19 protein-coding genes and 4 pseudogenes are annotated in these 25,859 nt (G+C 67.6%); 16 read left to right on the top strand and 7 right to left on the bottom strand.

Features of this window, described 5'->3' with window-relative positions:
- A pseudogene (locus ACGFZN_RS39435) lies at positions 1-136 on the top strand (transferase); the annotation flags it as partial.
- A gap of 400 nt (positions 137-536) precedes the next feature.
- Positions 537-702 (top strand): annotated as a pseudogene (locus tag ACGFZN_RS39430) (transposase); the annotation flags it as partial.
- Between the two features lie 11 nt (positions 703-713).
- On the opposite strand, the gene ACGFZN_RS39425 reads toward ACGFZN_RS39430, so the two are convergent.
- Together ACGFZN_RS39425 and ACGFZN_RS39420 are read right to left on the bottom strand one after the other, a co-directional pair.
- Entirely contained in the window at positions 714-1,448 is a 735-nt protein-coding gene (locus ACGFZN_RS39425) for a hypothetical protein (RefSeq protein WP_393863311.1), read from the bottom strand.
- Positions 1,449-1,661: 213 nt separating this feature from the next.
- Positions 1,662-2,537: a sigma-70 family RNA polymerase sigma factor gene (locus tag ACGFZN_RS39420; RefSeq protein WP_393863310.1), complete on the bottom strand. Its 876-nt coding sequence runs from the start codon at positions 2,535-2,537 to the stop codon at positions 1,662-1,664.
- 84 nt (positions 2,538-2,621) lie between these two features.
- On the opposite strand from ACGFZN_RS39420, the gene ACGFZN_RS39415 reads away from it, so the two are divergent.
- Complete coding sequence (locus tag ACGFZN_RS39415) at positions 2,622-3,080, top strand: carboxymuconolactone decarboxylase family protein (RefSeq protein ID WP_393863309.1); 459 nt, start codon at positions 2,622-2,624, stop codon at positions 3,078-3,080.
- On the opposite strand, the gene ACGFZN_RS39410 is transcribed toward ACGFZN_RS39415, so the two are convergent.
- The 3 genes from ACGFZN_RS39410 to ACGFZN_RS39400 form a co-directional block, all read right to left on the bottom strand.
- The gene (locus tag ACGFZN_RS39410; protein ID WP_393863308.1) at positions 3,049-4,476 is read right to left on the bottom strand and encodes a Helicase associated domain protein; all 1,428 of its coding nucleotides are present in this window, start codon (positions 4,474-4,476) and stop codon (positions 3,049-3,051) included. The two genes, ACGFZN_RS39415 and ACGFZN_RS39410, sit on opposite strands and share 32 nt — an antisense overlap.
- A complete protein-coding gene (locus ACGFZN_RS39405; RefSeq protein ID WP_393863307.1) occupies positions 4,449-4,871 on the bottom strand; it encodes a hypothetical protein in 423 nt (140 codons plus the stop codon). The genes ACGFZN_RS39410 and ACGFZN_RS39405 overlap by 28 nt, the downstream gene beginning before the upstream one ends.
- Before the next feature lie 318 nt (positions 4,872-5,189).
- Complete coding sequence (locus ACGFZN_RS39400; RefSeq protein ID WP_393863306.1) at positions 5,190-5,348, bottom strand: hypothetical protein; 159 nt, start codon at positions 5,346-5,348, stop codon at positions 5,190-5,192.
- 494 nt (positions 5,349-5,842) lie between these two features.
- Here ACGFZN_RS39400 and ACGFZN_RS39395 point away from each other — a divergent pair, with 494 nt between their 5' ends.
- The 11 genes and pseudogenes from ACGFZN_RS39395 to ACGFZN_RS39345 all read left to right on the top strand — a co-directional run bounded on the left by ACGFZN_RS39395 (position 5,843) and on the right by ACGFZN_RS39345 (position 20,147).
- Positions 5,843-6,196: a hypothetical protein gene (locus tag ACGFZN_RS39395; protein ID WP_366780647.1), complete on the top strand. Its 354-nt coding sequence runs from the start codon at positions 5,843-5,845 to the stop codon at positions 6,194-6,196.
- Between the two features lie 184 nt (positions 6,197-6,380).
- Positions 6,381-7,148 (top strand): hypothetical protein, encoded by a 768-nt coding sequence (locus ACGFZN_RS39390; RefSeq protein WP_393863305.1) that lies wholly within the window; start codon positions 6,381-6,383, stop codon positions 7,146-7,148.
- The gene (locus tag ACGFZN_RS39385; RefSeq protein ID WP_393863304.1) at positions 7,141-8,589 is read left to right on the top strand and encodes a peptidoglycan-binding protein; all 1,449 of its coding nucleotides are present in this window, start codon (positions 7,141-7,143) and stop codon (positions 8,587-8,589) included. Before ACGFZN_RS39390 ends, ACGFZN_RS39385 begins: the two co-directional genes overlap by 8 nt.
- Entirely contained in the window at positions 8,586-9,275 is a 690-nt protein-coding gene (locus ACGFZN_RS39380) for an ABC transporter ATP-binding protein (protein ID WP_366780650.1), read from the top strand. Before ACGFZN_RS39385 ends, ACGFZN_RS39380 begins: the two co-directional genes overlap by 4 nt.
- Positions 9,272-10,540 carry an ABC transporter permease gene (locus tag ACGFZN_RS39375; RefSeq protein WP_393863303.1) on the top strand — a complete coding sequence of 423 codons (1,269 nt, stop codon included), beginning with the start codon at positions 9,272-9,274 and terminating at the stop codon, positions 10,538-10,540. Before ACGFZN_RS39380 ends, ACGFZN_RS39375 begins: the two co-directional genes overlap by 4 nt.
- Positions 10,541-10,570: 30 nt before the next feature.
- Positions 10,571-12,109 carry a penicillin-binding transpeptidase domain-containing protein gene (locus ACGFZN_RS39370; RefSeq protein ID WP_393863302.1) on the top strand — a complete coding sequence of 513 codons (1,539 nt, stop codon included), beginning with the start codon at positions 10,571-10,573 and terminating at the stop codon, positions 12,107-12,109.
- Between the two features lie 321 nt (positions 12,110-12,430).
- A complete protein-coding gene (locus ACGFZN_RS39365) occupies positions 12,431-16,630 on the top strand; it encodes a hypothetical protein (RefSeq protein WP_393863301.1) in 4,200 nt (1,399 codons plus the stop codon).
- 83 nt (positions 16,631-16,713) lie between these two features.
- Positions 16,714-16,983 carry a hypothetical protein gene (locus ACGFZN_RS39360; RefSeq protein WP_393863300.1) on the top strand — a complete coding sequence of 90 codons (270 nt, stop codon included), beginning with the start codon at positions 16,714-16,716 and terminating at the stop codon, positions 16,981-16,983.
- Positions 16,984-17,183: 200 nt separating this feature from the next.
- Positions 17,184-18,319 (top strand): annotated as a pseudogene (locus ACGFZN_RS39355) (IS256 family transposase); the annotation flags it as partial.
- A gap of 72 nt (positions 18,320-18,391) precedes the next feature.
- Complete coding sequence (locus tag ACGFZN_RS39350; protein WP_393863299.1) at positions 18,392-18,865, top strand: hypothetical protein; 474 nt, start codon at positions 18,392-18,394, stop codon at positions 18,863-18,865.
- Positions 18,855-20,147: pseudogene (locus tag ACGFZN_RS39345) on the top strand (IS256 family transposase). The gene ACGFZN_RS39350 and the pseudogene ACGFZN_RS39345 overlap by 11 nt, the downstream one beginning before the upstream one ends.
- Before the next feature lie 1,421 nt (positions 20,148-21,568).
- Here the strand turns inward: ACGFZN_RS39345 and ACGFZN_RS39340 are convergent.
- Both ACGFZN_RS39340 and ACGFZN_RS39335 read right to left on the bottom strand, forming a co-directional pair.
- A complete protein-coding gene (locus ACGFZN_RS39340; RefSeq protein ID WP_393863298.1) occupies positions 21,569-24,205 on the bottom strand; it encodes a Helicase associated domain protein in 2,637 nt (878 codons plus the stop codon).
- A gap of 20 nt (positions 24,206-24,225) precedes the next feature.
- Positions 24,226-24,792, bottom strand: coding sequence for a hypothetical protein (locus tag ACGFZN_RS39335; protein WP_393863297.1), 567 nt, complete (start codon positions 24,790-24,792; stop codon positions 24,226-24,228).
- A gap of 151 nt (positions 24,793-24,943) precedes the next feature.
- On the opposite strand from ACGFZN_RS39335, the gene ACGFZN_RS39330 reads away from it, so the two are divergent.
- Positions 24,944-25,237, top strand: coding sequence for a hypothetical protein (locus tag ACGFZN_RS39330; RefSeq protein WP_393863296.1), 294 nt, complete (start codon positions 24,944-24,946; stop codon positions 25,235-25,237).
- A gap of 143 nt (positions 25,238-25,380) precedes the next feature.
- The gene (locus ACGFZN_RS39325) at positions 25,381-25,548 is read left to right on the top strand and encodes a hypothetical protein (protein ID WP_199808327.1); all 168 of its coding nucleotides are present in this window, start codon (positions 25,381-25,383) and stop codon (positions 25,546-25,548) included.
- The last annotated feature ends 311 nt before the right edge of the window (positions 25,549-25,859 follow it).

Here is a 25,859-nt window from a genome sequence, read left to right as displayed (position 1 = left end):
GCCCCATTGGCCGCCTCGTTTCGGCGGCGAAGTGGATGAGCTCCGCCTGTTCTACCTCACTCATCCAGCCCTGGAGGCCACCGAAGTGCTCACAACGCCGACCAGTTCAGCGGTTGTTGCGGCACGCCGCCTCTAGTCAGGAAGGCTGCAAGGGTTCTTGATCACGCCGCGAGGGCCGGTCTTGCACGCTGCCGGCCGGGCCGCGCCGGTGGTACAGCATGGCGTCGGGGATGTCACGCCTTACCTGCGAACCCTGAAAGCTGGCACGGCCCCGGCCGCACTGGCGGAAAGCGTCGAGTAGCCGAATCCCGAGTCCGCGCCGGATCACCTCCTGGGTGCTGAGGCCCCGCGAGCGCCTCAGCACCCAGGAGGTCGAGCACCTCGATCAGGCCCGCCTCGCGTGCCCAGACATCGCGCGGGCCTGCGACCTCGCCCGGGCCTTCACTGACCTCGTCCGCAACCGCCGAGGCCAGCTGCTGCCTGCCTGGATCCGCCAGGCCGAATAGTCCGACGTTCTCCCTGTCGCAAAGTTCGCCGCGTTCCTCCGCCAGGACTTCGACGCTGTCACCGCCGGCCTCACCCACGAATGGAGCTCTGGCAAGGTCGAAGGCCATGTCAATTCGCGTGAAAACGATCAAGCGAGCCATGTACGGGCGGGCCGGCTTCCGACTACTACGGACTCGAATCCTCGCTCATACATAGCTTCGGGCCGGTCACGGAATCCAGCCCGCCACCACACGCTCGGCCACCGAGAAGTCGGTCCCGCAGTCCGGGCAGGCGGCCCGTCCGAACAGGTAGCGGACGCCATGAGCCAGGCCCTCTTGGCCGTCCGCCGAGGTCCGCGTGAACAGCCTCTTCGGCAGCCCTGCCAGCTCCTGCACTCGTGCCGGATAGAGGGGCGACTTCTGCACTTCTTGAAGCGCGTAGTCGTCAGTGCAGCAGAAGGATTCGTCTTGCCCGATCACCACGAACATGTTGACGCCACAGTCGGGGCAGTCGACCTCGTACTCCCCGGCTTGCAGGCCGTCCAGGGAGCGGTCCCAGATCTCGACGCCCTCGAAGGAGAGCAGGGCCTGCAGCAGGTTCACGTACTCCTCGGCCTCGGCCGTCTGGCTCAGGCGGCGATCGGTGAGCTCGTGCAGAACCGCAATCGGATCCGCGAAGACCGTCAGGGGGCTGCCAGGCTCGGCCCGCCCCGGCGAACAGGCAGCGATTGCTCCCGCCGCAAGCAGCACCGAGCCCAGAGTCTCCGGGCTACCCGAATTCGCGATCTCGGCCAATCGCGGAAGTGCTGCGAAGCTGGCGGTGAAGGCGGTGTCCAACTGCGGGCACAGGTGGTCCATCAGCTCGGACCACACACCGCTCGGATCGGCCTCGAACCGGTCTAGGAGGCCAGGCACGTGTTCCGCGGAGCCGCACGCGTCGGTGAGTGTCGACCAATCCGTCATGCGGTCATCCAACCAGGTGGCTCTGGATGAGCCACGCCGGGTCAAGCGACTCCGAGATCATTCACGGAATCGCGGCCAGAACCAAGTTCAAGAATCCTCATCATCGTCTGCAGCCACGGCAAGGCACTGAGGTTTTCTCAGAGGCTGAGTTCAACGTCTCGGCGGACCAGGCGCGGGCTGCTTCGAGTACGCGCGGCCTTGGCCGGTAGGGAGTCACACCGGGTCCGGAAGGTCCATGAGCGCGAGTTTGGCCGGGTCGACCACAGCGGTGATCTCGGTGATGTGGCCGTCGGCGACGGTGAAGACGAGGAGGGACAGCGGGGTGCCGTTCTCGCTCCAGGAGATGACGCCGGGGCGGCCGTTGACGATCGCCGCGTGTCCTCGTGCGGCGCTGCCGGCCACTCGGGCGCGGGTGGCGACTTCGGTGGCTCCGAGCGTGACGAACATGCCGTTCGGGGTGTGGACGGTGAACTTCACTTCGGGGTGGAGGACCTGCAGCAGCTGCTCGAACCGGCCGTCGCGGGCCGCGGCAAGGAAGGCTTGCGCCACCTCGCGTTGTCCTCGTGCGTCGCTTGCCGGCTGCTGGGCAGCCTGTACTTTCCTGCGGGCGCGGCTGGCGAGCATTTTGGTCGCGTCGGCGGATTTGCCGAGAATGGTGCCGATCTCCGCGAAGGGCACGGCGAACACGTCGTGCAGCACGAACGCCAGTCGTTCGTCAGGGCGCAGCGAGTCGAGGACTGTGAGGAGGGCGAGGCCCACGGAGTCGCCGAGTGCTGCGAGGTCTTCCGGGGCGGGAGCGTCGTCGAGCGTCACGGTGAATTCGGGTAGCTGGTCGTCGAAGGAGACTTCGGGGCGGGTTCGGCCCGACCGCAGGACGTCGAGGCTGATGCGGCCGACCACGGTGGTCAGCCAGCCGCCGAGGTTGTCGATGGTGTCGGTGTCCTGGCGGGACAGACGCAGCCACGCTTCTTGGACCACGTCTTCGGCGTCGGCGTGTGATCCGAGCATGCGGTAGGCGACGGCGCGGAGCCGGTCACGGTGGGACTCGAAGGCATCGGCGATCGGGTCCGTGGGATGGGTGCCGGCCATGGTGTTACCTCCGTGGAAGCTGCTCCGTCATAGGCATGACGCGCACCGGCGCTGCAACGTAACCCGTCGAAGGAGAGCACCCCCATGGAAAACCGGCTCAAGAACAAGAACACGAACAACCCCGAGGTGTGGACCGCGATCCAGCACCTGCAGAAGGCGATCGCCTCCGGCGGTGTCGACCCGAAGCTGCTCGCGCTGGTCCACCTGCGCGCCAGCCAGATCAACAGCTGTTCGGCGTGCGTGTACGCCAGTGTCGCCGGGGGGAAGAAGGCCGGTGACACCGACGAGCGGCTGCACAACGTAGCGGCGTGGCGTGAGGCGCCGTTCTTCACCGACGCGGAACGGGCGGCACTGGCGCTGGCCGAGGCCGCCACGCGGCTGCAGGACGGTGCGCCGGGCGTCACCGACGAGATCTGGGAAGAGGTCAACGCCCACTTCACCGAGGAGCAGATCGGCGCGATCAACCTGGAGATCGCGCTGACCAACTTCTTCAACCGGATCAACCGCACCATCAAGGAACCGGCCGGCAAGACCTGGGGCTGAGCCCAGTGTGGCTCTTACCCGAGCGCGCTGCGGGCCGCTCGGGGGTGCGATTCCCGGACGGACCGCAGCCGCGCAGAACTCCTACTCCGCGGCCGGGGTCGCCCATTGCAGTCCGAGCGCAGCCAGCCGCTCCAGTTGCTCGGTGCTCAGCTTGGCTCGCCGGGTTTTGGTGTTGGAGAGGAACACCCCGAGGCGGACCGTACTGCCGTCGGGGAGGGTCTCGGTGTGGGTGCGGCTGACCGGCCCTACCGTGCCCGTTCGCGCCCGGTACTGTGCGAGGGGCTGCACACCCGCGCTCGAAGGCGGCAGAGCTGTTCCTGGGGGCCGGCGCGGGCGGTTTCTGCTGGGGGAGCAGGGGGGTGATGCCGAGGACGGTCAGGCGCTGGCGTTGCCCGGGTGTGAGGCCTTCCCAGACGACGTGCTGGCGTTGCCGTTCAAGCCACCGCCCCACATCCGTCCCGCCGGCGGTCACGCCGGGCACGATCTCGTCCAGCTCGGCGCCGAGTGCCAGCAGTCGTGCCAGGGCGGCATAGTTGCGTTGCCAGTCGATGGGCCATGCGGGCCGCCAGTCGGGATCGATCTGCGCGAGCTGCTCCGCGCGCCGTTTCGCCCGTTCCTCGTCCTTGCCGAGACCGTCCGGTTTGCGGCAGTTGGCCAGCCACTGCCCGACCGGCTTGTCCAGCGCGGTCGCGGTGACCGGAGCAGCCAGCGTGCCGGTCTCGGCGTAGTACGCGCGCGCGGCTGCGAGGTTTTCCTCCCACGCCTCCTCGCTCGGGTCCCAGATCATCCCGAGTTCCTCGAGGTCTTCTGCCCGCTCGGATGCGAGCGTGCCGGCCTGCATGCTGCGCCGCTGGTCGGCCAGCCACCTTCCCAGCGGGAAGGAGTGCCCGCCCGGCATCAGCTCCCGGTGTTCGTAGGGCACGGCCAGGTGCCCGGTGCGTCGGCGGAACGCGACGGCGGCCTGGTGGCCGGCCTTCCAGTTGGCGTGCTCGGGCTCGATCAGGTTGTAGCGGACCAGCCGGGCGATCAGGGCGGGGTCGCGGTGGGTGCCGAACCTGAGCAGCACTCGCTGCTCCTCTTCACCGTCCTCGGGTTCCTCACCGAGGTACGACGGATCAGCCGGAGTCCGGTGCAATCCTTCTTGCGGGATGGCGAGCATTTCCACGGCCCGCTCGTCATGCGCCCGAAGCCCGGAGAGGACTTTGATCAAAGGCCGGTATGAGTCCGAATACGGGATGTCCTCCCCGGTCTCGTCGGGCCTGAGGAAAACCGGCACGATCAGCGTCGCGAGTTTGCCCTGATGGGGTTTCTGTCGCAGGGCCCTACCGATCGCCTGCATGATGTCGACCGCGGACCCTTTGGGGTCGATCAGCGCGACGGAGTCGACCGTGGGCACGTCGACTCCTTCGCCCAGGACCCGGCAGTTCGACAGGATCGCCCGCCCGGCCCGCGCCCGAACCGCGCCAGCCTCTCCGCCCGTACGTCGGGTTCGTGCTCGCCTGAGAGCCAGTTCGCCCACACCGTCTTGGGGTGCCGTTCGGCGTCCTCGGCGTGCAGCCGCCGCGCCACGCGCCGCAGGCCCTCGGCGAAGGCGCGCGCCTCGATGGTGCGGTGGTGGAAGGTGATACACCGCGAGAGACCGTGTGCGGCCATGGTCTCAAGCAACGCGGCCTGCAGCACCGCCAGCCGCTCCCCCCGCACCTCCTCGGCGTGCCGGTCCTCGCCGTACAGCCGCTCCGGCGTCAGGCGCTCGTCCCGCAGCTCCACCGCCACGATCTGATACCGCGCCAAAAGCCCCCGAGGATGGCCTTGGACAGGTCAGCCGCTCGACTCGTAAGCAGGTGGCGCCGGCCTACTTCTTCCGGATGCTGCCATTAGAGATCCAGTGGACCAGGATCGCGGCTGTGTGCACGGCCGTTTCCGCAGCCTCCTGGGTCACGGGAGCGCTGGTGGGTCCTCCCTCATGACGGTCCCGCTGGCCGGCGGTGGCCCTGGTATGCCGCTGCTCCGAGCGCGGCGAGGACGCGGCCGGCAGCGACGGCGGTGATGGGGGATCGGGAGGCCTGCACGACGCCGCCGCCGGCATCAGCCTGTCGACGGCCGCCGCGATCACGTCCGGGTCAGGTCCGCGGTGACCGGCTGAGCCTTAGCCACCGTGGCACCGTCGGCGCACCAGGTGCGACGGCTCTGCCAGGAGCTGGTGCGCTCCTTGCTGAAGGTGTGGGCGTCTGATCGTTTCGTCAGCGCCAGCTCGCCTCCTGGATTCACCAAAGAAAATCATAGGCACAGTCAAGACTTCACCAGTTTCTTACCGAACTGCAAGTAGAGCCGCCGTGCCGGTCCTGTCCGTCAACTTCCCTTCGCTTGACGAGATTTGATGAACCGTCGGCCAGGGGCCAAGAGTCGTGGAAGTGGAGTCCCGGCCTCCTTACGGATGTGAAGGAGCCTTGTGGGGCCTGTGTGTTCCGTGTCTAATGATCAGGCGCGTCCACAGTGGACTAGACCAGTCATGTTCGTGGTTGTAGACGCGGATTAAAGCGGGGGAAGTGCTTTTTGTGTTCATCACCTTGGCCCCCGCATGTCCTGTTTTGACATGAGGGGGGCTTATGCGTCTCAGAAAGTTCGGTGTCGTCGCTGCTGCGCTGGCGACCGCTGGATCGGCTGTTCTGTTCGGGTCTGGTTCAGCGTCCGCGGACATCATCGGCACGAAGTACATCAGTGACAACTGTGTCATCGATGGCTGTACCGAGGGTGACCTGTTCATGAATTACCACTCGGTTTCCACGTCCGGGGAAGGTAACCCGTCGGGCAGCTTCGCCTCATTTTATGGAGACGTCTACAGCCAGGACTATGAGGACGTGCCGGCCAGGGGTACGGACGTCTTCTACCGGTACGTGTTCGTCTTCGCCTCGGGCGAGGGTGATGGGTCGGGCCAGCATGTGAAGAACAACGCGGCCTCGGCCAACAACTGCTCCACCGACAACGGATACCGCGTGTACTACAACACCGGTTACCTCGGGCACTCGCAGTCCATCCCGCACTACTACGGCTGCGGATCCAGCACCAACCTCGACTCCACGCTGAAGAACAACAATGCCTCTTCCCACTTCGCATAAGCGGGCGCGGGCGCGCCGGCTCGCGGCCCTGGCCGCGGTCGGCGCGGCTGTCGTGCTGACATCCTGTTCGTCGCCGCCGTCTGCGCCCTCGTCGCCGAGCGCCACGCCCAGCGGGCCGTCCGCGGCCGGGGTCGACACTTCGAAGTGGCCAAAGGCAGTCGTGGACTCGGGGCTGGTCAAGGGGATGACGCTGCCGCTGCAGCAGTACATGCAGACGTACCAGGACTCGGTTGTGATCGAGCGTGCGGCCCGGAGCCTGGAGACGCAGTGCATGGCCCGTTACGGGTTCACGGTCACGTTCCCGCTGGCGGGTGTGGACCCGCCGCCGAACGCGGACGACTCGAACATGCCGCGGCGGTACGGCATCAGCGATCCCGCGACGTCCGCCAAGTACGGGTACGAGCTGCCGCCGGACTCCACGGAGCATCCGCAGCCCCCGAAGCTGTCCCCTGCGGGAATCGCCGTGCTGACCGGGCGCACGGCACTGAACCCGCGGGCGGAGAAGGCACCGTCTACATACCAGGGCAAAAAAGTCCCCGAGGGTGGCTGCCAGCAGGAGGCGTTCGACAGCCTCGGGGCCCGCATCGACTTCACGCTGCCGTCCCATCTGGATCACGACAGCCTGGTGAAGTCGCAGGAGGACCCCCGGGTGCAGAAGGCCCTGACGGCGTGGTCGGCATGCATGAAGTCCAAGGGATATACGGTGGCCGATCCGTACGCGGCAGTCGATCTTGCTCCCCACAGCAGCAGTGGAACTGCGTCGCAGGAGGAAATCACTGTCGCCCTGACGGACATCGACTGCAAGAAGAAGACGGATCTGGTGCGTATCTGGCACGGCGTCGACGCGGCGATTCAGCAGCGGCAGGTCGAGCAGAACCAGCTCGCCCTGCAGCAGTTGAAGGAGAAGAACTCCAGGGCGGTCAAGGCCGCTGAGGCGGCGCTTCGTGGCTGAGGCACCGAACAGCGCGACGGAGGCGGACGACGACTCGTCGTCCGCCGGTCGAGGGCTGGCCCGGCGTCGTCGGGTCCTGAGTATTGCGGTGGTCTCGGCCATCGTCGTGTCCGGCCTCGGGCTCGGGGCGTCCCAGGTCATCAAGTCACCTGCGCAGGCTGCCGCCGACACGGCGCCTCCGCAGCCCAGCGTTCTGACTGCTTCTGTGGAGCGGCGTGTGCTGCGGGACTCGGTGATCATTCGTGGCACGGTGGCCGCCTCGCAGACCGTGCAGATCGCACCGTCGGGCTCGGGAGGAGAAGGCGCCGGCTCACCGGTGATCACGAAGGTCAATGTGCGGGCGGGGGATACCTTCCGCCCCGGTCGCTCCCTGCTCGAGGTATCCGGCCGTCCCGTTATCGCTCTGCAGGGAGCGCTGCCGGTCTACCGGGACCTCAAGCCGGGCACGGAGGGCGACGACGTCGCTCAGCTGCAGAAGGCGCTGGCGGGCGCGGGGCACCCGGTGTCGGGCGACCGTACCGGGTTCTTCGGACCGGGCACCAAGTCGGCGCTGAATGCCCTGTACCGCAGCCTGGGTTACGATCCGCTGCCCGCCGTCCCGGACAGCGAGGACACGGTGGCGAGTGCACAGGACGCGGTGACCGAAGCCCGCCGCCACCTGCAGGACGTTCAGTCCGGCGGACGCAGCGACACCGCCGCAGGCCCGGACGGCAAGACCGGGGCCGACGGCGCGAACGGCGACCGGTCGGTGGAGGTGAGCCGCGCGCGTGAGGACCTGCAGAGGGCCGAGCAGAAACTTGCCGCCGCCAAGGCCAAGAGCGGCCCCATGCTGCCCAGTTCCGAAGTGGTGTATGTGAAGGGTTTCCCCGCGCGGGTGGATGACGTAGCGGCCGGTGTCGGCAGCCAGGTAACCGGTACGGTGATGACGGTCTCGGCCGGTCGGCTTGTCGTGCAGGGCTTCCTCTCCCGCGGGCAGCACACCCTCGTACGGCCTGGGCAGCAGGTCCAGATCCTGTCGGAACTCGACGGCACTACGGCCAAGGCCACCGTGCGGTCCGTGGCGCAAACCGTCACGCACCCCCCGGCCGGCGACCAGGCCCAAGACGGGCGCTCCCCTTCGGCCGACGACACCTCCCAGGGCTTTGCCGTGACCGTGGCACCGGATACGGCGCTCCCCGTGTCGCTGGCCGGACAGGACGTACGGCTGACCATCCAGACCGCCGCTACCAGCAGCAAGGTCCTCGTTGTTCCCGTGACCGCCATCTCCGCGGGCGCCGACGGCTCCACCACGGTGACCGTTGCCGAAGCCGGTGACCGCCGTCGCCGCGTGCCCGTCGTCACCGGCGCTTCCGGCGACGGATACGTGGAGGTCCGCCCGGTACAGGGAGCGCGGCTGGGCATGGGTGAGAAGGTCATCACCGGCATCGGCGGTCCCCAGTGACGGCACCAGTGATCACACTCCGGCAAACGGCGCTCACCTACCCGGGCCCCCCACCAGTCGCGGCGCTTCTTCCCTGTGACCTGAGTGTTCATCAGGGGGACTTCGTCACGGTCGTCGGCCCGTCGGGGTCCGGGAAGTCGACGTTCCTGAACATCGTGGGCCTGCTGGATTCGCCGACCGACGGCCGTTACCTCCTCGACGGGATCGACACCGGCCGTCTGGACGATCCCGCACGATCGGCGCTGCGCGGCCGACGGGTCGGGTTCGTCTTCCAGGCCTTCCATCTGCTGCCGCACCGCAGTGCGCTGGAGAACGTGCAACTCGCCCTCGTCTACCAAAGGGTGTCCCGCAGTGAGCGGGCCGGGCGTGCCCGTGAGGCGCTTCAGAGGGTAGGGCTCGGCCACCGCCTGCACGCGCTTCCCACCACCTTGTCGGGGGGCGAGCGGCAGCGCGTCGCCATCGCCCGCGCCCTGGTGGGCCGGCCCTCCCTGTTGCTGTGCGACGAGCCGACCGGCAACCTGGACACCGCCACTGCCGCCCAGGTCCTCGACCTGCTGGAGGAACTGAACGCGGGCGGGGTCACCGTCGTCGTCATCACCCACGACCCGGTGGTCGCCCGACGCGGCACCCGGACCCTGCACATCCGTGACGGGGTCCTCAGCGAGTCGGCAGTGATGCCGTCATGAGGTCCGCCACCCTTCTGTCCCTGCGACGCCGGCTCGTCCACTCAGGTGAGGGCACGGCGGAGAAGTCCCGGTTCCACTGGCGCGACGCGGTGTCGGAGTCGACCGCGGGCGTCCTGCAGCGGCCGGCCCGGGCCGCGCTGACGGCCTTGGGCACCGTTCTGGGCGTCGGGGCGTTCGTCGCCGTCCTCGGCCTGACGGCCACGGCGACCTCGCAGATCGACGGCCGCTTCTCCCGGCTGACCGCCACCGAGGTCACCGTGCACGACGTCGCCCGCGAGCACACGGACTTCGAACCGCTCGCCTTCCCCGACAACGCCGACCAACGAGTGGAACACCTCAACGGGGTCGAGCACGCCGGCGTGCTGTGGCCGGTGCAGCTCGGCAAGGGCGAGCAGGTGCGCTCCGCGCCCATAGCCGACACCGGCGTCAGCAGCCAGATCCAGGTCGTGGCCGCATCCTCAGGCGCAGTCGAGGCCGCAGAACCCGAACTGCGCCAGGGCCGGCTGTTCGACCGCTGGCACGACCGCACCCGACAACACGTCGCCCTGATCGGCGTCGGCATGGCGAACAAACTCGGCATCACCACCCTGGACACCCAGCCCGCGATCTTCATCGGCGACCAGGCGTTCACCGTCATCGGCATCCTCGGCGACGTACACCGCAGAGCCGACCTGCTGCTCTCGGTCATCGTCCCCCGCACCACGGCCCAGGCACTGTGGGGGCCGCCCAAGGACGGAGCCGACATGCTCGTCTCCACCCGGGTGGGAGCCGCCCAGCAAGTGGCCCGCGAGGCCCCCACCGCGCTGCGCCCCGACCATCCCGAATACCTGGAAGCCGTGCCGCCGCCCGACCCAAGGGGTCTGCGCAGCGGCGTGAACCATGACCTCGGCCAGCTGTTCCTGCTCCTGGCCTGCGTGTGCCTGGTCATCGGTGCGGTCGGCATCACCAACACCACACTCGTGGCCGTCATGGAACGCACCGGCGAGATCGGACTGCGCCGCGCCCTCGGGGCACGCGCCCGGCACATCCTCACTCAATTCCTCACCGAGTCAGCGGTATTGGGCACGCTCGGTGGGCTGATCGGCACCTCTCTCGGTGTCCTGGCGGTGGTAGGTGTCGCCACCGTCCGGGACTGGACCCCGGTCGTGCAACCCGACACGGTGATCGCCGCCCCGTTGATCGGTCTGGCCACCGGACTGCTGGCGGGGCTGTATCCGGCCTGGCGAGCCGCCCGCATCCAGCCTGTAGAAGCCCTCCGCCGCTGACCCGCGCCCTCCCCCCACTCAAGGAAGCCGATGCGCATCCATCGCCGCCCCATCACTGCCTTGATACTTTCGGCCGCCCTCCTGTGCGGCACGGCCGCCTGCGACGTCCACAAGGACACCCCCGCATCGGATGAGGTGACCGGCACCGCTCACGCGTTCCTGTCCGCGTGGCAGAAGGGTGACCTGGACAAAGCCGCCCGGCTGACCACGAACCCCAGCCAGGCCCGGACCGAGCTGGCCGCCTACCGAGACACGACCGGTGTCACCTCGCTTTCACTTGCCCCCGAGAGCACCAGCGGTGACACCGTGCCCTTCAAAGCCACGGCCCGGCTCTCGTACTTCGGCAGCCACGCAACCTGGAAGTACACCTCCACGCTGTCCGTGGTCAGGGACGACTCCACCGGCCGCCCTCGTGTCTCCTGGCACAGTGAAGTGATCAACCCGGCCCTGCCCGACGGCGGAGGCTACACCCTGCAACCGTTCTCCGGTTCAGGTACCGCCGTCACCACCGACCGCCACGGCAGACGGCTGACCACCCACGACCACCCAGGCCTGAGACAGATTCTGACGCAACTGCAAAAGCGCTACGCCGACACAGGCCAAGGGGCCCTGGGCATACGGCTCTCCTCCGCAGGCGACGGCGGCGGCGGACGCATCGTCGCCACCCTGAAGGGGGGAAAGAGAGCGCAGGTCCCCACGCGGCTGGACGCCGTCGTGCAGCAGGCCGTGGACACGGCGGCCTCCAAGTATCCGGGCGCATCCGTGGTGGTCATCCGCCCCAGCACCGGCGACGTGCTGGCCGCCCGCACCACCGGCACTGACTCCGACCCCACATTGGAGGGCGTACAGGCTCCGGGTCAGGTCTTCGAACTGGTCACCACCGCAGCCCTCCTGGACCAGGGCACCGTTACCCCCGCCACGCCTGTCGGCTGTCCCGCCAGTGCCGCCTACGGCGGTCAGACCTTCACCAATCCCGACAACTTCAGTGCGCGGGACGCCACGTTCACCGACGTGTTCACCCACGCCTGCGACACCGGCTTCGTCCGGCTCGCCGGCAAACTGACCGGCCACGACCTTGTCTCTGAGGCTCGTGACGTATTCGGCCTGGGTCTTGACTGGCACACCGGCCTCACCACCGCCGACGGCGCCGTACCCGAACTCGACGGCGCCGACCAAGCCGCCGCTGCCATCGGACGTGGCGAGGTCCGCCTCAACACGCTGAACCTCGCCTCGCTCACGGCAACCATCCAGAGCGGATCCTTCAGACAGCCCCTCTTCGTCGATCCGAAGATCAGCGGGAAAGCCCCGGCCCAGACCCACCGCGCCCTGCCCAGCCGTGTCGCGGACGGGCTGCGGACGCTGATGCGTGCGTACGCCGAGGCCTGCGGGGTCAACGATGCCGCGTTCGGTGGAGTCGCCGACCAGTTCGCCGACAGTGACCAACCCATCATGGGCTGGTTCACCGCCTACCGCGGCGACCTAGCCGTCGCTGTCACCGCTCCGGAGACGTCACACCAGCCGGAGACCGCCAAGGCCGTCGTCCGGGCGGTCCTCGACGCCACCGGTTGATCCTCCCCAAAGAGAGCTTCCGCCCGGCCCTCGGAACCTCGCGAGGGCCGCAGGCGGGCCGAGTCGTGCCCAAAAGGGCACGGGAACCTCATCGAGAAACGGGAAGAATCTCTCTTGAGACCCACAGCACGAACACGCGCGCGCTGGGTCGCCCTGGCGACCTGCGCAGCGCTGACCGGCACCCTCATACAATCCACCACAGCCCTTGCGGCTCCGCCCGTCAAATCGGCACCGCGTCATGCAAAGCCAGCATCGTCCAGTCAAGTCACGCAGCCAGACAAGAAGCTCGGTAAGGGCTGGAAGTCATCCGTCGACCGGGCCGTGACCGCCGTCGCCGACAGCGACGGACTGCACCTCCTCGTGGCCGACAGCAAGAGCGCCTATACCTGGAAGACGGCCGCCGTCCTGAGTGAGCCTCAGCTTCCGGCCGATACATGGATCGGCAACCAGTGCGTCATGGACGACCATCATGCGGCCGTCGCGTACGCACCTCGCACCTTCACCAACAAGCCGGACCTGATGATGGGCGGTGCGTTCACGGCGATCGTGAACCTCGATGACGGCAGCGTCACCAAGCTGCCCTTCACCGCATCGCTGGCCTACTTCGATCCGACGTGCAACCCGGCCACGCACACCGCCGTCTTCACAGCGCTCCGGGACACCAAGACGCGCCTGGTCACGGTGAACACCAAGGGCACCACCGTCGCGGACACCACTGCGAAGGGCGAGATCACCTCGGCCGTGCCCACCAAGGACGGCGTGATTGCAGCCGCCGGAAACCGGCTCGTCCACGTCGACCGCAAGGGCAAGACCGCCGAGCTCGCCGCCACGAAGCACGCCCCGTACGGCATCCGTGTGACCGGTGACGGCACGGTCAGCTACATCGACCGCACAGGCGACACCGAGGCCAACATACAGACCTACGCGCACGGCAAGAAGACGACCGTCGCGAGCGGCAAGCTCACCGCGATGAACCTGCGCCAGGGCACTGACGGCACGGTTTACCTCACCGGCAAGGCCAACCAGGGCAACGGCTTCACAGCCAGCGGCATCAAGCCCCTGCACGTCTCACCCGACGCGGACGTCTCCACCCGTGGACGTTTGGCCGTCGACCCGGTGGTCTCTCCGGCCGTGCAAGCGGGCATCGACAACATCGCGAACGCCGGGCGTGGCTTCAACAAGACCGCGAGCAAGGAACCGTCAGCCGAGACGACGCCCGGCCGCATCAGTCATGCCCTGACCATCACCGGCACGGTTCCGGGCACCGGTCAGCACACGAAGCAGAATGCCGCCGAACCCGGCACCACCGCGGGCGGCACGGCTTCGCCGGCACTGACCGGCTCCTCGAAGCCGCAAATGTCGACGATGAGCATGATGACCGCGGATGCCGACGATCCCAGGGCGCACGATGCGGTCGACACCGACGCCTGGTGTTCCGTGCCCCGCAACGACACCAAGACCCAGGCCCTCCAGCCCACCCCCAACCAGGTCGAATGGGCTGTGGACATGGCCGTCCGCAACGACCTGCACTCCGGCTACCTCACCCAGGGCGGCTGGCGCTCGCAGACCGGGCTCTCCACCATCGACCCGCAAGGGCTTTTCCCCGCCCCGAAACTGAACACCGGGGGACGCATTCCCGCACAGGTCGAGCTGGGCATCCTCGCCCAGGAATCCAACCTCTGGCAGGCTGAATCCGGTGCCATCCCCGGGCAGATGGGCAGCCCGCTTGCGGCCGTCGACGGCTACTACGGACACCAGAGCGGCGGCACCCTCGCCGACTACTGGGCCATCAACTGGGACAAGTCCGACTGCGGCTACGGTGTCGGCCAGGTCACCGACGGCATGCGCAAGGCCGGATACGAGAAGCCGGGCGAGACGTCCCGCGACCCGAGCACGCAGCGCGCGATCGCCATCGACTACGCCACCAACATCGCCGCGTCGCTGTACATCCTCGCCGACAAGTGGAACGAGGTCCACCAGGCCGGCCAGACGATCGCTGTGAACAACGACGACCCGGCCAAGCCCGAGAACTGGTTCACCGCCGCGTGGAACTACAACCTCGGCTTCAACAAGAAAGCGGACGCGGCTACCAACGGCAACTGGGGCCTTGGCTGGTACAACAACCCCGCCAACCCCGTCTATCCCGCCTCCCGCAACGCGTTCATGAATACCGACGTCGACCCGTCGGCCGCCAAGGACGCCGCCAAGCCTCAGCAGTGGCCCTACGAGGAGAAGGTGATGGGCTGGTCCGCCTGGTCCATCGACACCGGCCACTCCTACGCCACCTCCGGCCGACAGGACTGGCCAGGCGAGTCCGGCTTCTCCTCCGCCGGCTTCCGCCCCGCCTACTGGAACGGCACTGCCGACCTCTACACCGTCCCGGGTAGCGCGAAGTACAACCGGGCACACAACACGCCGCCGCTCGACACGTTTTGCAACACCAAGAACAACTGCGACACCGCCAACCCGCCCCACTGCCCGGACGCCGCCTGTTACACCCAGTACTGGTGGAACGCGCCCAACGCCACCTGGAAGTCCGACTGTGCCACCACCTGCGGCTTCGAAAGCATTAAGTACCAAACCCTGGTCAACGAGCCCGGACGGGGATACCGCCTCCAGTACGGCACACCCGTCTGCTCTGGAGCACCCTCGGGCGCAAAGGTTGTCGAGTCCGTGCCGGCAGGAACCGACACCTGGAGCGACTGCGGCGCCACCGCAACGGACGGCTCGTTCCAGTTCACCTTCTACCCAGATCCGTACGCGACCGGACCAGGCTTGGGGCAGTACGACGCGAAGGCGGACCTGCACCAGATCGGCGGCGGCTACGGTGGCCATTTCTGGTACGCCCACACGCGTGATGGGGAGCATCTCGGCGGCGACGGCGGACGCATGACCGTCAACGGCACCTGGACTCTCGGCGAGAACATGGAGCTGGCCCGGGTGTGGGTGTACGTTCCCGACACCGGCGCACAGACCAAGCTCGCGTACTACACAATCGACGGCGCCCTCGGTGGACCCTATAAGCGCGAAGTCGACCAGGACGGCAACAACGGCAAGTGGGTGTCCCTGGGAGCCTACAAGTTCACCTCGACCCCGAGCGTGAGCCTGTCGAACTCCACACCGGATGGCTCCGGCGACCAGGACATTGCCTACAGCGCCGTCGCGTTCCAGCCTGTGAATGGCACGTTCGTCCACCGCACCCTGACGGCGGCCTCGGTCTTCGACCCGGCACAGAACCTCGACTCCAACATGCCATCGGAACTGAACACTCCGCTGCGCACCCGACAGACGCTCTACGACTGGGCGCGCGGGCACGCCTACCAGGGCCCACGCTGGGACAACCGAGACGAGACGGCGAACGGCGTGTCGTGGTTCCCGCGGTGCCCTACCGCGACACCGGACGTGAACTGTTCAGGACAGAAGACGTGGGACGCTGCAAATCAGTGGTGGCAGCAGATCAAGGAAGGGGGACTCGACGGCAACAGCAACGACGGATCCGCACCGAGCATGTCCATCCCGGTATGGATGGCGATGGCCAACCCCCGTCCCAACCCCAGCCTGCCCGCGTCGGAGGCATTCAAGGACTCCAACAGCTACAAGATCAAGTCGCAGGTGGACGTGTCCTACATCGTCGACAACACCACGGGCAAGATCATCGAGGGTAGTGAATCCTCTGGGTACGACGTCCGCGTAGGCAATGCTCACCTACCGTTCTTCGTCACCAACTTCATGAAAGCCGTGGAAGCCGACTACGGCATTGCCAAGCCGGATATCGACTACCTCACGAAGGACGCCCTCGTCTACGGCCGGGACCAAGTCGCCCACCCCTACACCGACGGCGACACCCCCGGCCAGGCATACTTCCCCCACCTGCGCGCAGCTCGTGTCAACCCCGAGGACACCTGCGTGGACGTCCGCGCCGTCGGAGGCGGCGTCCACGGCTACCGGCCGATGGTCGCCCACCAGTACATCAACGACAACGTCAAGGCCTGGGTGGACAAGATCAACGCCAGCCCCGCCACCAACTCCGCCGTCCGTTCCCTGGCGGGAGACATCTACTCGCTGATCTTCAAGAACGACGGCAGCAACAACGCCTTCGGGTCCATGATCGGTGACGCTCCGCCGATCTGGCAGGACATCGCCGCCCAATTCTGCACCGACGGGTCGGTGAAGCCGTTCCACGCTGCCGCTGACAGCGACATGGACCCCGGCTACAGCCTCGTGTACCAGTCGTACATGCCTGACCTGTACGTATACGTCGACGACTACATGACCGACAACGAAGGCCACCCCAGCACCTCACGCGTACACGCCGGGGATTGGCGCGACTTCTCCAACCTGCCCGTCGGCTACGGCCACGCCTACGGCACATGCGACACCAACGCACGAGGCTCCGGCGGCAATCCTTGGGCCATCGCAGCCCCCGTCCCGTATGTCGGCGACGGCCCGGGGGAACGTCCCACCGAGGTCCGGCACTGTGACCTGCCCCTGACTACCTTCGACGCCAACGTCACTCCGTAAGTAACTTACCGGATCATAGAATGAGATAAAGAGGCCCGCCGAGCAGCCGCTGACGGGCCTCTTCCCATAGGAACGGAGCAACCGTGAATACAGGAATAGCCATGACTTTGGCTGCGTTCTCCCCGATTATCGTCCCGATGTGGGTCAGCGCAGTTGGTTTGTCCTGTATCCGCATCGGCCGCAAGGCGAAATCCGTACGTCTGGGCTGGTTCCTCTTTCTCCTGGTGGGCCTACTCCCCCTCGGGGGGATGTTCGCCCTCATCGGCACGTTCATTCCCGCCGTTGTCATCGCAGTCATAGCGGGGCTGATCATCATCCTGACATTCCTGGACTGGTACAGTCTGCGCTCTTGACCCCCGCTCGCGACCAGGTCGCCAGGAGGTCACAACGGGAACGGGATCTCGAAATCTTGCCTCGCGGGAGTGTAAATCTAACGGCGGATCCGGCGATCATGGGAGAGACGTCAAGTGACGGACGCCGCCGTGGAGTTGGAGACCGTGGAGCCTGTCGAGAGTGCCCAGTTGGGGCAGCCTGCGCCCGTGTCCGACGAGCAGCTGGTCGCGATGCTGGTGGAGCGGCCCGGTCGGAGGGGCTGCATCTGACCGGGCAGGGTGGGCTGCTGCAGCAACTGACCAAGCGGGTCTTGGAATCTGCCCTCGAAGGTGAGATCACCGATCACCTCGGCTACGAGAAACACGATGCGGCCGGCCGGGGCAGCGGCAACTCCCGCAACGGAAGCCGGGCCAAGACCGTGCTGACCGACGTCGGGCCGGTCGAGGTCAAGGTCCCGCGGGACACCTCAGGCACGTTCGAGCCGCAGATCGTCAAGAAACGGCAGCGGCGGCTGACCGGCGTCGATGAGATGGTGCTGTCGCTGTCCGCGAAGGGGCTCACACACGGCGAGATCTCCGCCCACCTGGCCGAGGTCTACGGCGCCGAGGTGTCCAAGCAGACCATCTCCACCATCACCGACCAGGTCATGGACGGCATGGCCGCCTAGCGGAGCCGCCCGCTGGACCGCGTCTACCCGGTCCTGTTCGTCGACGCGATCAACGTGAAGATCCGCGACCAGCAGGTCGCCAACCGGCCGATCTACCTAGTCATGGCGGTCACCATGGAGGGCGAGCGGGACATCCTCGGGATCTGGGCCGGCGACGGCGGCGAGGGAGCGAAGTACTGGCTGCAGGTGTTCACCGAGTTGAAGAACCGTGGCCTCGAGGACGTGCTGATGCTGGTCTGCGATGGGCTGAAGGGCCTGCCCGACGCGGTGGAGACCGTCTGGCCTCGAACGATTGTCCAGACTTGCATCGTCCACCTCCTGCGCAACTCGTTCCATTACGCGGCCCGCCAGGACTGGGACAAACTCGCCAAGGCCCTCCGGCCCGTCTACACCGCGCCTACGGCCGAGGCGGCCGAGGAACGGTTCTTGGAGTTCACAGAGGTCTGGGGAAAGAAGTATCCGGCTGCTCGACGAATGCCATCGAGTCGGTCAACGCCCGCATCCGCAAGGCCGTGCGGGCTCGCGGCCACTTCCCGACCGAAGTCGCCGCCCTCAAATGCGTCTACCTCGCGCTGATGAGCCTCGACCCGACCGGCAAGGGTCGGCGCAGGTGGACCATGCGCTGGAAGGCGCCGCTGAACGCCTTCCAGATCGCCTTCGACGGCCGACTGAACCCAAGCAACCCCTGACCACCTCAACAACCAAGATCGGCCGTTAAGTTGACACTCCTTCCCCACGCCCGCAAGATCACCTCATGGATCATGAGGCCGCGCGACGGACTCAGCCGTGAGGAACAAGACCAGCTCGACGAGGTGCGCATCACCTGCCCGGACATTGCCACCGCCTGTGACCAGGCCCGCGTCTTCGCCAGCCTGGTCCGTGACCGGCGAGGACATCTCCTCGCCGAATGGGTCCGCAAGGCCGAGACCGACGGCCCAGGGCCCGTGCGGGGCTTCGCCGGATTCCTGCGCCAGGACTGGAACGCCGTCGTTGCCGGCATGACGCTCGACTACAGCTCCGGAGTCGTCGAAGGCCACGTCAACCGTTTAAGACGATCAAGCGGCAGATGTACGGACGAGGATCCTTCCGGCTCCTCCGCACCCGCGTCCTGCTGCGATCGTGACCGTCACGAAATTCCGCCCAGACCCAAGTTCAAGAATCCTCATCATCGTCTGCGGGACTGTAAATCGTTCGGTGTAACTCCCGATCATGGAAGATGCATCGATGACCAGTGAGAACGTGGCCGAGCAGGACGCTGTCGAGTCGGCGGTGGCTGCATCGGCGAAGGCCGTGGACGACCAGCTGATCGACGAGCTGGTGAGCCGGGCCCAGGCCGAGGGCCTGCAGTTGACCGGTGAGGGCGGGCTGTTGCAGCAGCTGACCAAGCGGTTGCTGTAGTCCGCCCTGGAGGGCGAGATCACCGACCACCTCGGCTATGACAAGCACGATCCGGCGGGCAAGAACGGCGGTAACTCGCGCAACGGCACACGCTCCAAGACCGTGCTGACCGAGGTGGGGCCGGTGGAGATCGTCGTGCCCCGTGACCGGGACGGCTCCTTCGAGCCGAAGATCGTCAAGAAGCGGCAGAAGCGCCTGACCGGGGTCGACGAGATGGTGATCTCGCTGGCCGCGAAGGGCCTGACCACCGGCGAGGTGCAGGCCCACCTGGCCGAGGTCTACGGCGCTGACGTCTCCCGGCAGACCATCTCCACGATCACGGACAAGGTGCTCGAGGGCATGGCCGAGTGGCAGAGCAGGCCGCTCGACACCGTCTATCCGGTGGTCTTCATCGACGCCATCCACGTGAAGATCCGCGACGGTGCGGTCGCCAACCGGCCGATCTATGTGGCCTTGGCCGTCACCGCCGAGGGCCGGCGGGAGATCCTGGGCCTGTGGGCCGGTGACGGCGGCGAGGGCGCCAAGCACTGGCTGCACATCCTCACCGAGATCAAGAACCGCGGCGTGAACGACGTCCTCATGCTGGTCTGCGACGGGCTCAGGGGCCTGCCTGAGGCGGTGGAGACCGTCTGGCCGCGGACCATCGTGCAGACCTGCGTGGTGCACCTGCTGCGGAACTCCTTCCGCTATGCCGCCCGCCAGGACTGGGACAAGATCGCCAGGCTTCTCAAGCCGGTCTACACGGCGCCGACCGAGGAGGCCGCCCTGGAGCGGTTCGCCGAGTTCACCGACGCCTGGGGCAGGAAGTATCCGGCGATCGTGAAGCTGTGGGAGAACGCCTGGGAAGAGTTCACCCCGTTCCTGCGGTTCGACACCGAGATCCGCCGCATCGTCTGCACCACCAACGCGATCGAGTCGGTGAATGCCCGCATCCGCCGGGCGGTCAAGGCCCGTGGACACTTTCCCAACGAGCAGGCCGCCCTGAAGTGCGTCTACATGGCGATCATGTCGCTCGACCCCACGGGCAGGGGCCAGGCCCGCTGGACCATGCGCTGGAAGACCGCGCTGAACGCCTTCGACATCACCTTCGACGGCCGCCTGTCGGCAGCCCGCCAGTAGCCCCAACTACCCCAGTTACACCGTTTGTTTGACAGACCCCCCTCCGGCGGTGGCTGGGCCAGGCTCCACGCCATCGCCAAGTCTCCAGACAGCACGGCCGCCTGCACGGCCAGAACGGCCGCTTCGGTGCTGTCCCCGTACCAGGCGCGGCGGCTGTTCCTGGCCCGGACCGACACCGTCAGGGCCTCCTGGGCATCAGCCAGCCGGGTTGGAGTACGGCCATGCACGGCGTGCTGCAACAGAGCCGCGGCCAAGCGGACGGAGATGCCCGTGAACGTTCCATCCCGGTTGGCCGCCCGAAGCAGTGCCAGTGCCTCGGCCTCCCGGCCTGCCCGCGTCAATGCCTCAGCCTCAAGCTGGACGCGCAGAGACCCGGCCAACGCGTTGTGCGGCTCCCACCGGGTCAACTGCCGCAGGCACCCGGCCCAATCCTCGTCGAGGAAGTCACGCAGCGCACTCAGCAGCGGCGATGCTATGTCCTGGTGCACGTCGAGATATTGGCGTACCTCCTGATTTGTTCCGGACCCGGCCTGCAACGCCGCCCGGGCCATCAGGAAGTCTCGGGGATGCCCGCCTTCGCGCAGGGACCCTTCGAAGAAGACCCGCGAAGCGCCTGGCTCGCCATACTCGGACGCCACCTGACCAAGCCAGCTGAACGCCTGCGCCGGTGCCTGCTGCAGCCAGGTCGGATACTCGACGGCCCATCCCTGCAAGATGGCTCCACGTCCAAACTCCGTTTCCGTGAGCAGCCCCGCTGCCGTCTCCACGGCCGGCCAGGCAGCACGCAGCCGCCTTGCTTCCTGCGACGACCACGGACTGAGGGTGCGCAGGGCAGCATCGAAGTCGCTACGGGCATCAAGACGGCCAAGCACGTCATCGCGGGAAGCGAGGACTGCCTCCCGGGTTTTGCCCCCGTCCTCGAGCGCGGATTGCCTCCCCCACTCACCGATGAAGAGTGCTGCCTCTTGCGGCGAAACCGAGCGTACGTACTCCTCCATCACGATGTGCAGCACCCGCAGCGCATCCAGGCGGCGCTGATCGGCATCATGGCCGGGAATCAAGTAGATCAGCCGCTGAGCGGCCTGTTCGAGGGAGGATTCAGTGCACTGCCGCAACTGCTGTGCAGTGTCCGCTCGCGACAGCCAGAGACGCAGCGACTTGGCGCTGACGGGCACCCCTGCTGCGGCCGCTCTCTTTGCCGCAGCACGCGCCACCCGCCGACCGTGAGTGAGCTTCTGGAGGAAGCTCATGCTGAGCCGGCTGGCCACTGGCCCGGCTGCCTTGGCCAGAACCGCAGGTGAAAGTGGATCCATGACGCCCTCCCCGCCCGTGTGTGCGGCCCCCTCGCCAGAGGATGGACACGCAGTGATCAAAAGTACCGTCCTGGGCTGACAGTTCAGGCGAATCGCCGTCGAGCCCGGCTACGCCCACGCCATGCCCAGTTCTCGCAGCGCGTCGAGTTGCTCCTGGTCGAGTTTGTCGCGCCGGGCCTTGGTGTTGGAGACCCATACGCCCAGCTTGACGGTCACCGGGTCCGTCTCGCCGTCGACGGCGATCTCTTCAGCGTGGCCGCGGGGCACAGGCCGGTGGGCACCTTCCCGTTCCACCCACTGTGTGAGTGCCGTCAAGCCGCGCTGGAAGGCCTGCTGTGCCTTGCTCGGGCCCTTCGTCGCATGCGTGGCCGCAGGCGCGGGAGACGGCGCCTCGGCGGGCTTGATGCCCAGCCTGGACAGTCGCTCCTGCTGCTCGGTCGACAGCTGCGCCCAGGTGGCCGGCTGCTTCTGCCGCTCCAGCCACCGGCCGATGTCGTCGCCGTCGAAGGTGACGCCGGGTGCGATGTCGGGCAGGTGGCCGTCGGCGTCGACCAGGTCCGCGAGCACCCGGTAGTGACGTTGCCAGTTGAGCGGCCACGGGCAGTTCCAGTCCGGGTCGATCGCGGCCAGCTGCTGCGCGCGTTCCTGCGCGCGCTTCGGGTCCTTCCCGAGACCGCCTTTGCGTCGGAGGTTGGCCATGTGCTGGCCGATGGGCACGGGCTGGTCGCCGGCCGGGTCGTCCCAGATGGCGTTTTGTCGGGGTGCGAGGTGTCCGGTGGTCCGCCGGTAGGAGCGGAGCGCGGCGAGTTTGGCTTCCCAGGCTTCTTCGCCGGGTTCCCAGACCATGCCGGCGTCGGGCGCGTCCAGGAGTTCCTTGCGGTGCGGATCGAGTTCGCCGGCGCGCAGCGTCTTGCGCTGCTGGTGCACCCACCGCCCAAGCGGGAAGTCCTTGGTGACGCCGACCTCGACCTCGGTGTCGTACGGGACGGCGTACAGGCCGGTGATCTGGTTCTCCCTGCGCCACCGCAGCAGGGCCTGGTAGCCCTCCAGCCACGCCAGGGACTCCGGCCGGTAGACCCGCGTACGGAGGAAGGCCGCGATGGTCGCGGCGTCGCGCGGGCTGGAAAAGTGGAGCAGGGCGGACTCGGCAGCAGCGTCGGTGCCGTCCTGGTCCTCACCGTCACCCTCGCCGCCGCCGGCCTCGACGATCCGCCCTTCTTCGTCACGCCGGACGTGGACCTTGCGCTTGCCGCTGGTGAGCGCGCGGGAGGCGAGCTGCTCGACCAGGCGCTCATCATGACTGCGCAGGCCCTGGAGGACCGCTACAAGGGGGCGGAACGAGGCACTGGCGACCATGTCCTGCGGGTCCTCGCCGGGTTCCAGGAACACCGGCACGATGATGCGGGCGACCTTGGTGGAGCCGTCTTTGTTGAGCCGGAGGGCGCGGCCGATGTTCTGGACGATCTCGACCTGGGAGCCGCGGGTGTCGGCGAAGCAGACGGCCTCCACACCCCGTTCGCCGGTGATGTCCACCCCTTCTCCGAGCACGCGAACGCTGGCGAGGAAGGCGCGGTGGACCCGGCGGCCGGCCGCGTCGATGCCGTTGGCGAATTGGCGCAGGACTTCGCGTCGCTCGGTGACGAGGTGGTCGCCGCACAGCCACGCGGACCAGACCCGGTCTGGGGGTACGTGGCGGCCGGCTTCCAGCTCGTAGAACTCGGCGTCGATCGATGACTTCGGCAGCCGGTCCGCGGCGGCCAGGTCCTCGCCTGTGGCGTCGCCTGCGTACAGCTCGGTGGCCGTCTCGGGGAGCTTCTCGGCGAATGCGGCGGCTTCCTCGACCTTCTGGTGGAAGGTCATGACGGTGCGCAGGTTGTGCGCCGCGGCGTGTTCCAGGAGCGCTGTCTGCAGGAGCGCCAGGCGGCGGCCGCGTTGTGCTTCCTCGGACTCCCCGAGGACGGGTGAGGGGTCGCGGATTTCCAGGACGTCGATCTCGAACCCGGCGAGGATCCCGCGCTCGATCGCCTCGGAGAGCCCGAGTTCGGCGATCCACGGTCCGTAGGTGGCGGAGTCCTGGCCCATCGACGCGATCTCCGCCTCCTGGCCGGTGGCGCCCCTTTGCGGCCGGGGGGAGGCGAGGATGCGTGGGGTGGCGGTGAGGTAGAGCCGGAAGTCGGCGGGGATCCGCTGGTTGTCGTGGATCGCTGCCCACGGTCGGCCGAGTTCGCCGGCGGCTCCGTGGGCTTCGTCCACGATGGCGAGGTCGAAGCCCGCCATGCGCTGCCCATACAGCCGCTCTCCGCCCGCCAGAGCGGCCTCCAGCGGCCCGCGCACCTTCCGCTGGCCCTCGGGTGCGTCGATGTCCTCACGGTCGACGAGAGAGGCGTACGTGGCGAACACGACCACCGGCCCGGACCCCGCCCACAGGGCCAGCTGGATGGGGTTCGTGGTGGCGCGCACTCCCAGCGAGTCGAGCACCGGGTCGTTCTCCAGCGAGCACACCGCGACCATCGGGGCCCGGTGACCCACCAGGCGCCACGCCTGGGCGGTCTGTACGAGCAGGTCCAGGGTCGGCACGGTGACGAGGATCCGCCCGCCTGGGAAGCACTCCAGCGCGCACGCGGCGGCGGTGATCGTCTTGCCCGAGCCGGTCGCGGACACGATCGTTGCCCGGGCCCCTTCCGGGGGCACAGATGATCTTGCAGGGAATCCCACCCATTTCCGGAAACTGATTTTTTGGTCCATCTGGTGTTCTCGGAGCTGGATCAAAAGAGTTCTCCGGGTTCGGGAAGGGCCTGTTCGACGGAGGCGATGTGGTATCCGCCGCGTTGGTAGAGGCCGCCGTCTCTTGCGTGGACTGCCTGGGCTTTCGCTGCTGCTTCGCCGGGGGTGGCGGCCATCAGGTGGACGGTGGGGGCCGGCATGCCGGAGCGGGTGGGGCCGGTGGCGGGTCGGGCATTGATCCGGTAGACGCGGTGCCTCCGGATTTCCGGGGCCGCGTCGCCTGACCGCTCCGCTTCGGCCACGTCTGTCATCAGCCGCTGCAGGCGCAGCTGTTCGTAGCGGACGGCCCGCGCGTCACGGGAGGGCAGGTACGCGGCCATCCGCTCCTTCTCCATGAGGCGGGCGATCCGCTCCCACTGAAGACGCCGCAGCTCCGCGATGAGCAGTTCAGACAAGTGATGCGGTTCGGGCGGGCTCATCCGCGCCCTCGCGGCGCGTTCCTGAGCCAGACGTACCCGTGCGGCTGTCTGACGGTAATCGAGTCCGGTGGCTTTCTCGATCACCCCGAGCCGGGCCAGCTCGTGCGGTAGGTATTCGTAGATCAACACGCAGACCGCTTCCCACCGGGTGTCCCTGATTTACGCCAATGGTACATGCTGCATCACTTGCAGATGCAGGTACGCGTGCCCTCGGGAAATCCCGTCCGCAAGAGTCCTCCACCTCCTGATGGTCGGAGCGCATCGGGGTATACGGCCGGGCATGGCATCGATGACTGAGCGCGTGATGTTCCTGCGGGCCGTGCGGCAGCTGCACCGTATCCGCTCCTTCTACGCCGGTGGTGTCCTGTTGTGGGGGGTGTGTGCCGCGTGGACGGGCTGGCAGGCGCCGGGGAGCCGGCAGATGTGGGCGTGCGTCCTCCTTCTCGCTGTCTTCACCGGTCTCCTCGTCACCGCCGGCTTGTCCCTGCGGCGTCTCGAAGTCCCGAGGACGGGCCGGCCCGCGCATCACGCTGCCTCACACAAGGCGGCACGCCCTCGCCACGCGCACGCCTGAGCCCCTGTCAGCGGCCTCTGGACGCCGTGGACGAGCCGTCGCCCGGCCCGCCGACGGCCTGACGGTAGGCGGGGTGGTCTTACGTCTGTGGTGGCGGTGTTCGGGCATACGGGTTTCACCCCCTTGTGAGAGGAGCTCGTTTCATGCTCGGCATAGTCGCGGCGGTGCTGTTCTTCGTGTCGTTTCTGATCAACGCGGCGGATCTCAGCACCAACGATGTGTTCTCTTCGACGAATGTGATGCTGCTGGGGCTGACCGCACTGGCCCTGCATGTGGCCGGTATCGGTTCCGGCTGGGCCCGCAGACGCTGACCCCGCATCACCTAAGGCCTGGGACAGCCCGATACAAGGCCCGGGCAAGCCCCGTCCTCTCGTTGCCAGCCCGGCGGGGGAGCGCAGCGGACCCGCCGACCCCCGGACGGAGTGAAACGGAGGCCGGGGGCCGGGACGCAGTCCCGCCGGTCCGGGAGCGCAGCGGACGGACCGTCACCTCGGGTGCGCAGCACCCGAGGTGCGCGGGTGGCGCAGCCACCCGCCAGCGCTCACGCGGAGCGGGAGCGCAACCCCCGTGCGCAGCACGGGGGTTCGCTTGCTCCGGGCGCAGCCCGGAGGGACCCGCTCCG

The organism is Streptomyces sp. NPDC048192, assembly GCF_043202415.1.
Lineage (GTDB): Bacteria > Actinomycetota > Actinomycetes > Streptomycetales > Streptomycetaceae > Streptomyces.
This window is presented reverse-complemented; position numbering and strand designations above follow the sequence as displayed.

Coding starts and splice junctions, on each gene's coding strand:
- ACGFZN_RS39425 (WP_393863311.1), bottom strand. CDS start 1,448: ATGACGGATTGGTCGACACTCACCGACGCGTGCGGCTCCGCGGAACAC.
- ACGFZN_RS39420 (WP_393863310.1), bottom strand. CDS start 2,537: ATGGCCGGCACCCATCCCACGGACCCGATCGCCGATGCCTTCGAGTCC.
- ACGFZN_RS39415 (WP_393863309.1), top strand. CDS start 2,622: ATGGAAAACCGGCTCAAGAACAAGAACACGAACAACCCCGAGGTGTGG.
- ACGFZN_RS39395 (WP_366780647.1), top strand. CDS start 5,843: ATGAATTACCACTCGGTTTCCACGTCCGGGGAAGGTAACCCGTCGGGC.
- ACGFZN_RS39390 (WP_393863305.1), top strand. CDS start 6,381: ATGACGCTGCCGCTGCAGCAGTACATGCAGACGTACCAGGACTCGGTT.
- ACGFZN_RS39375 (WP_393863303.1), top strand. CDS start 9,272: ATGAGGTCCGCCACCCTTCTGTCCCTGCGACGCCGGCTCGTCCACTCA.
- ACGFZN_RS39370 (WP_393863302.1), top strand. CDS start 10,571: ATGCGCATCCATCGCCGCCCCATCACTGCCTTGATACTTTCGGCCGCC.
- ACGFZN_RS39350 (WP_393863299.1), top strand. CDS start 18,392: ATGAGGCCGCGCGACGGACTCAGCCGTGAGGAACAAGACCAGCTCGAC.
- ACGFZN_RS39340 (WP_393863298.1), bottom strand. CDS start 24,205: ATGGACCAAAAAATCAGTTTCCGGAAATGGGTGGGATTCCCTGCAAGA.
- ACGFZN_RS39330 (WP_393863296.1), top strand. CDS start 24,944: ATGGCATCGATGACTGAGCGCGTGATGTTCCTGCGGGCCGTGCGGCAG.
- ACGFZN_RS39325 (WP_199808327.1), top strand. CDS start 25,381: ATGCTCGGCATAGTCGCGGCGGTGCTGTTCTTCGTGTCGTTTCTGATC.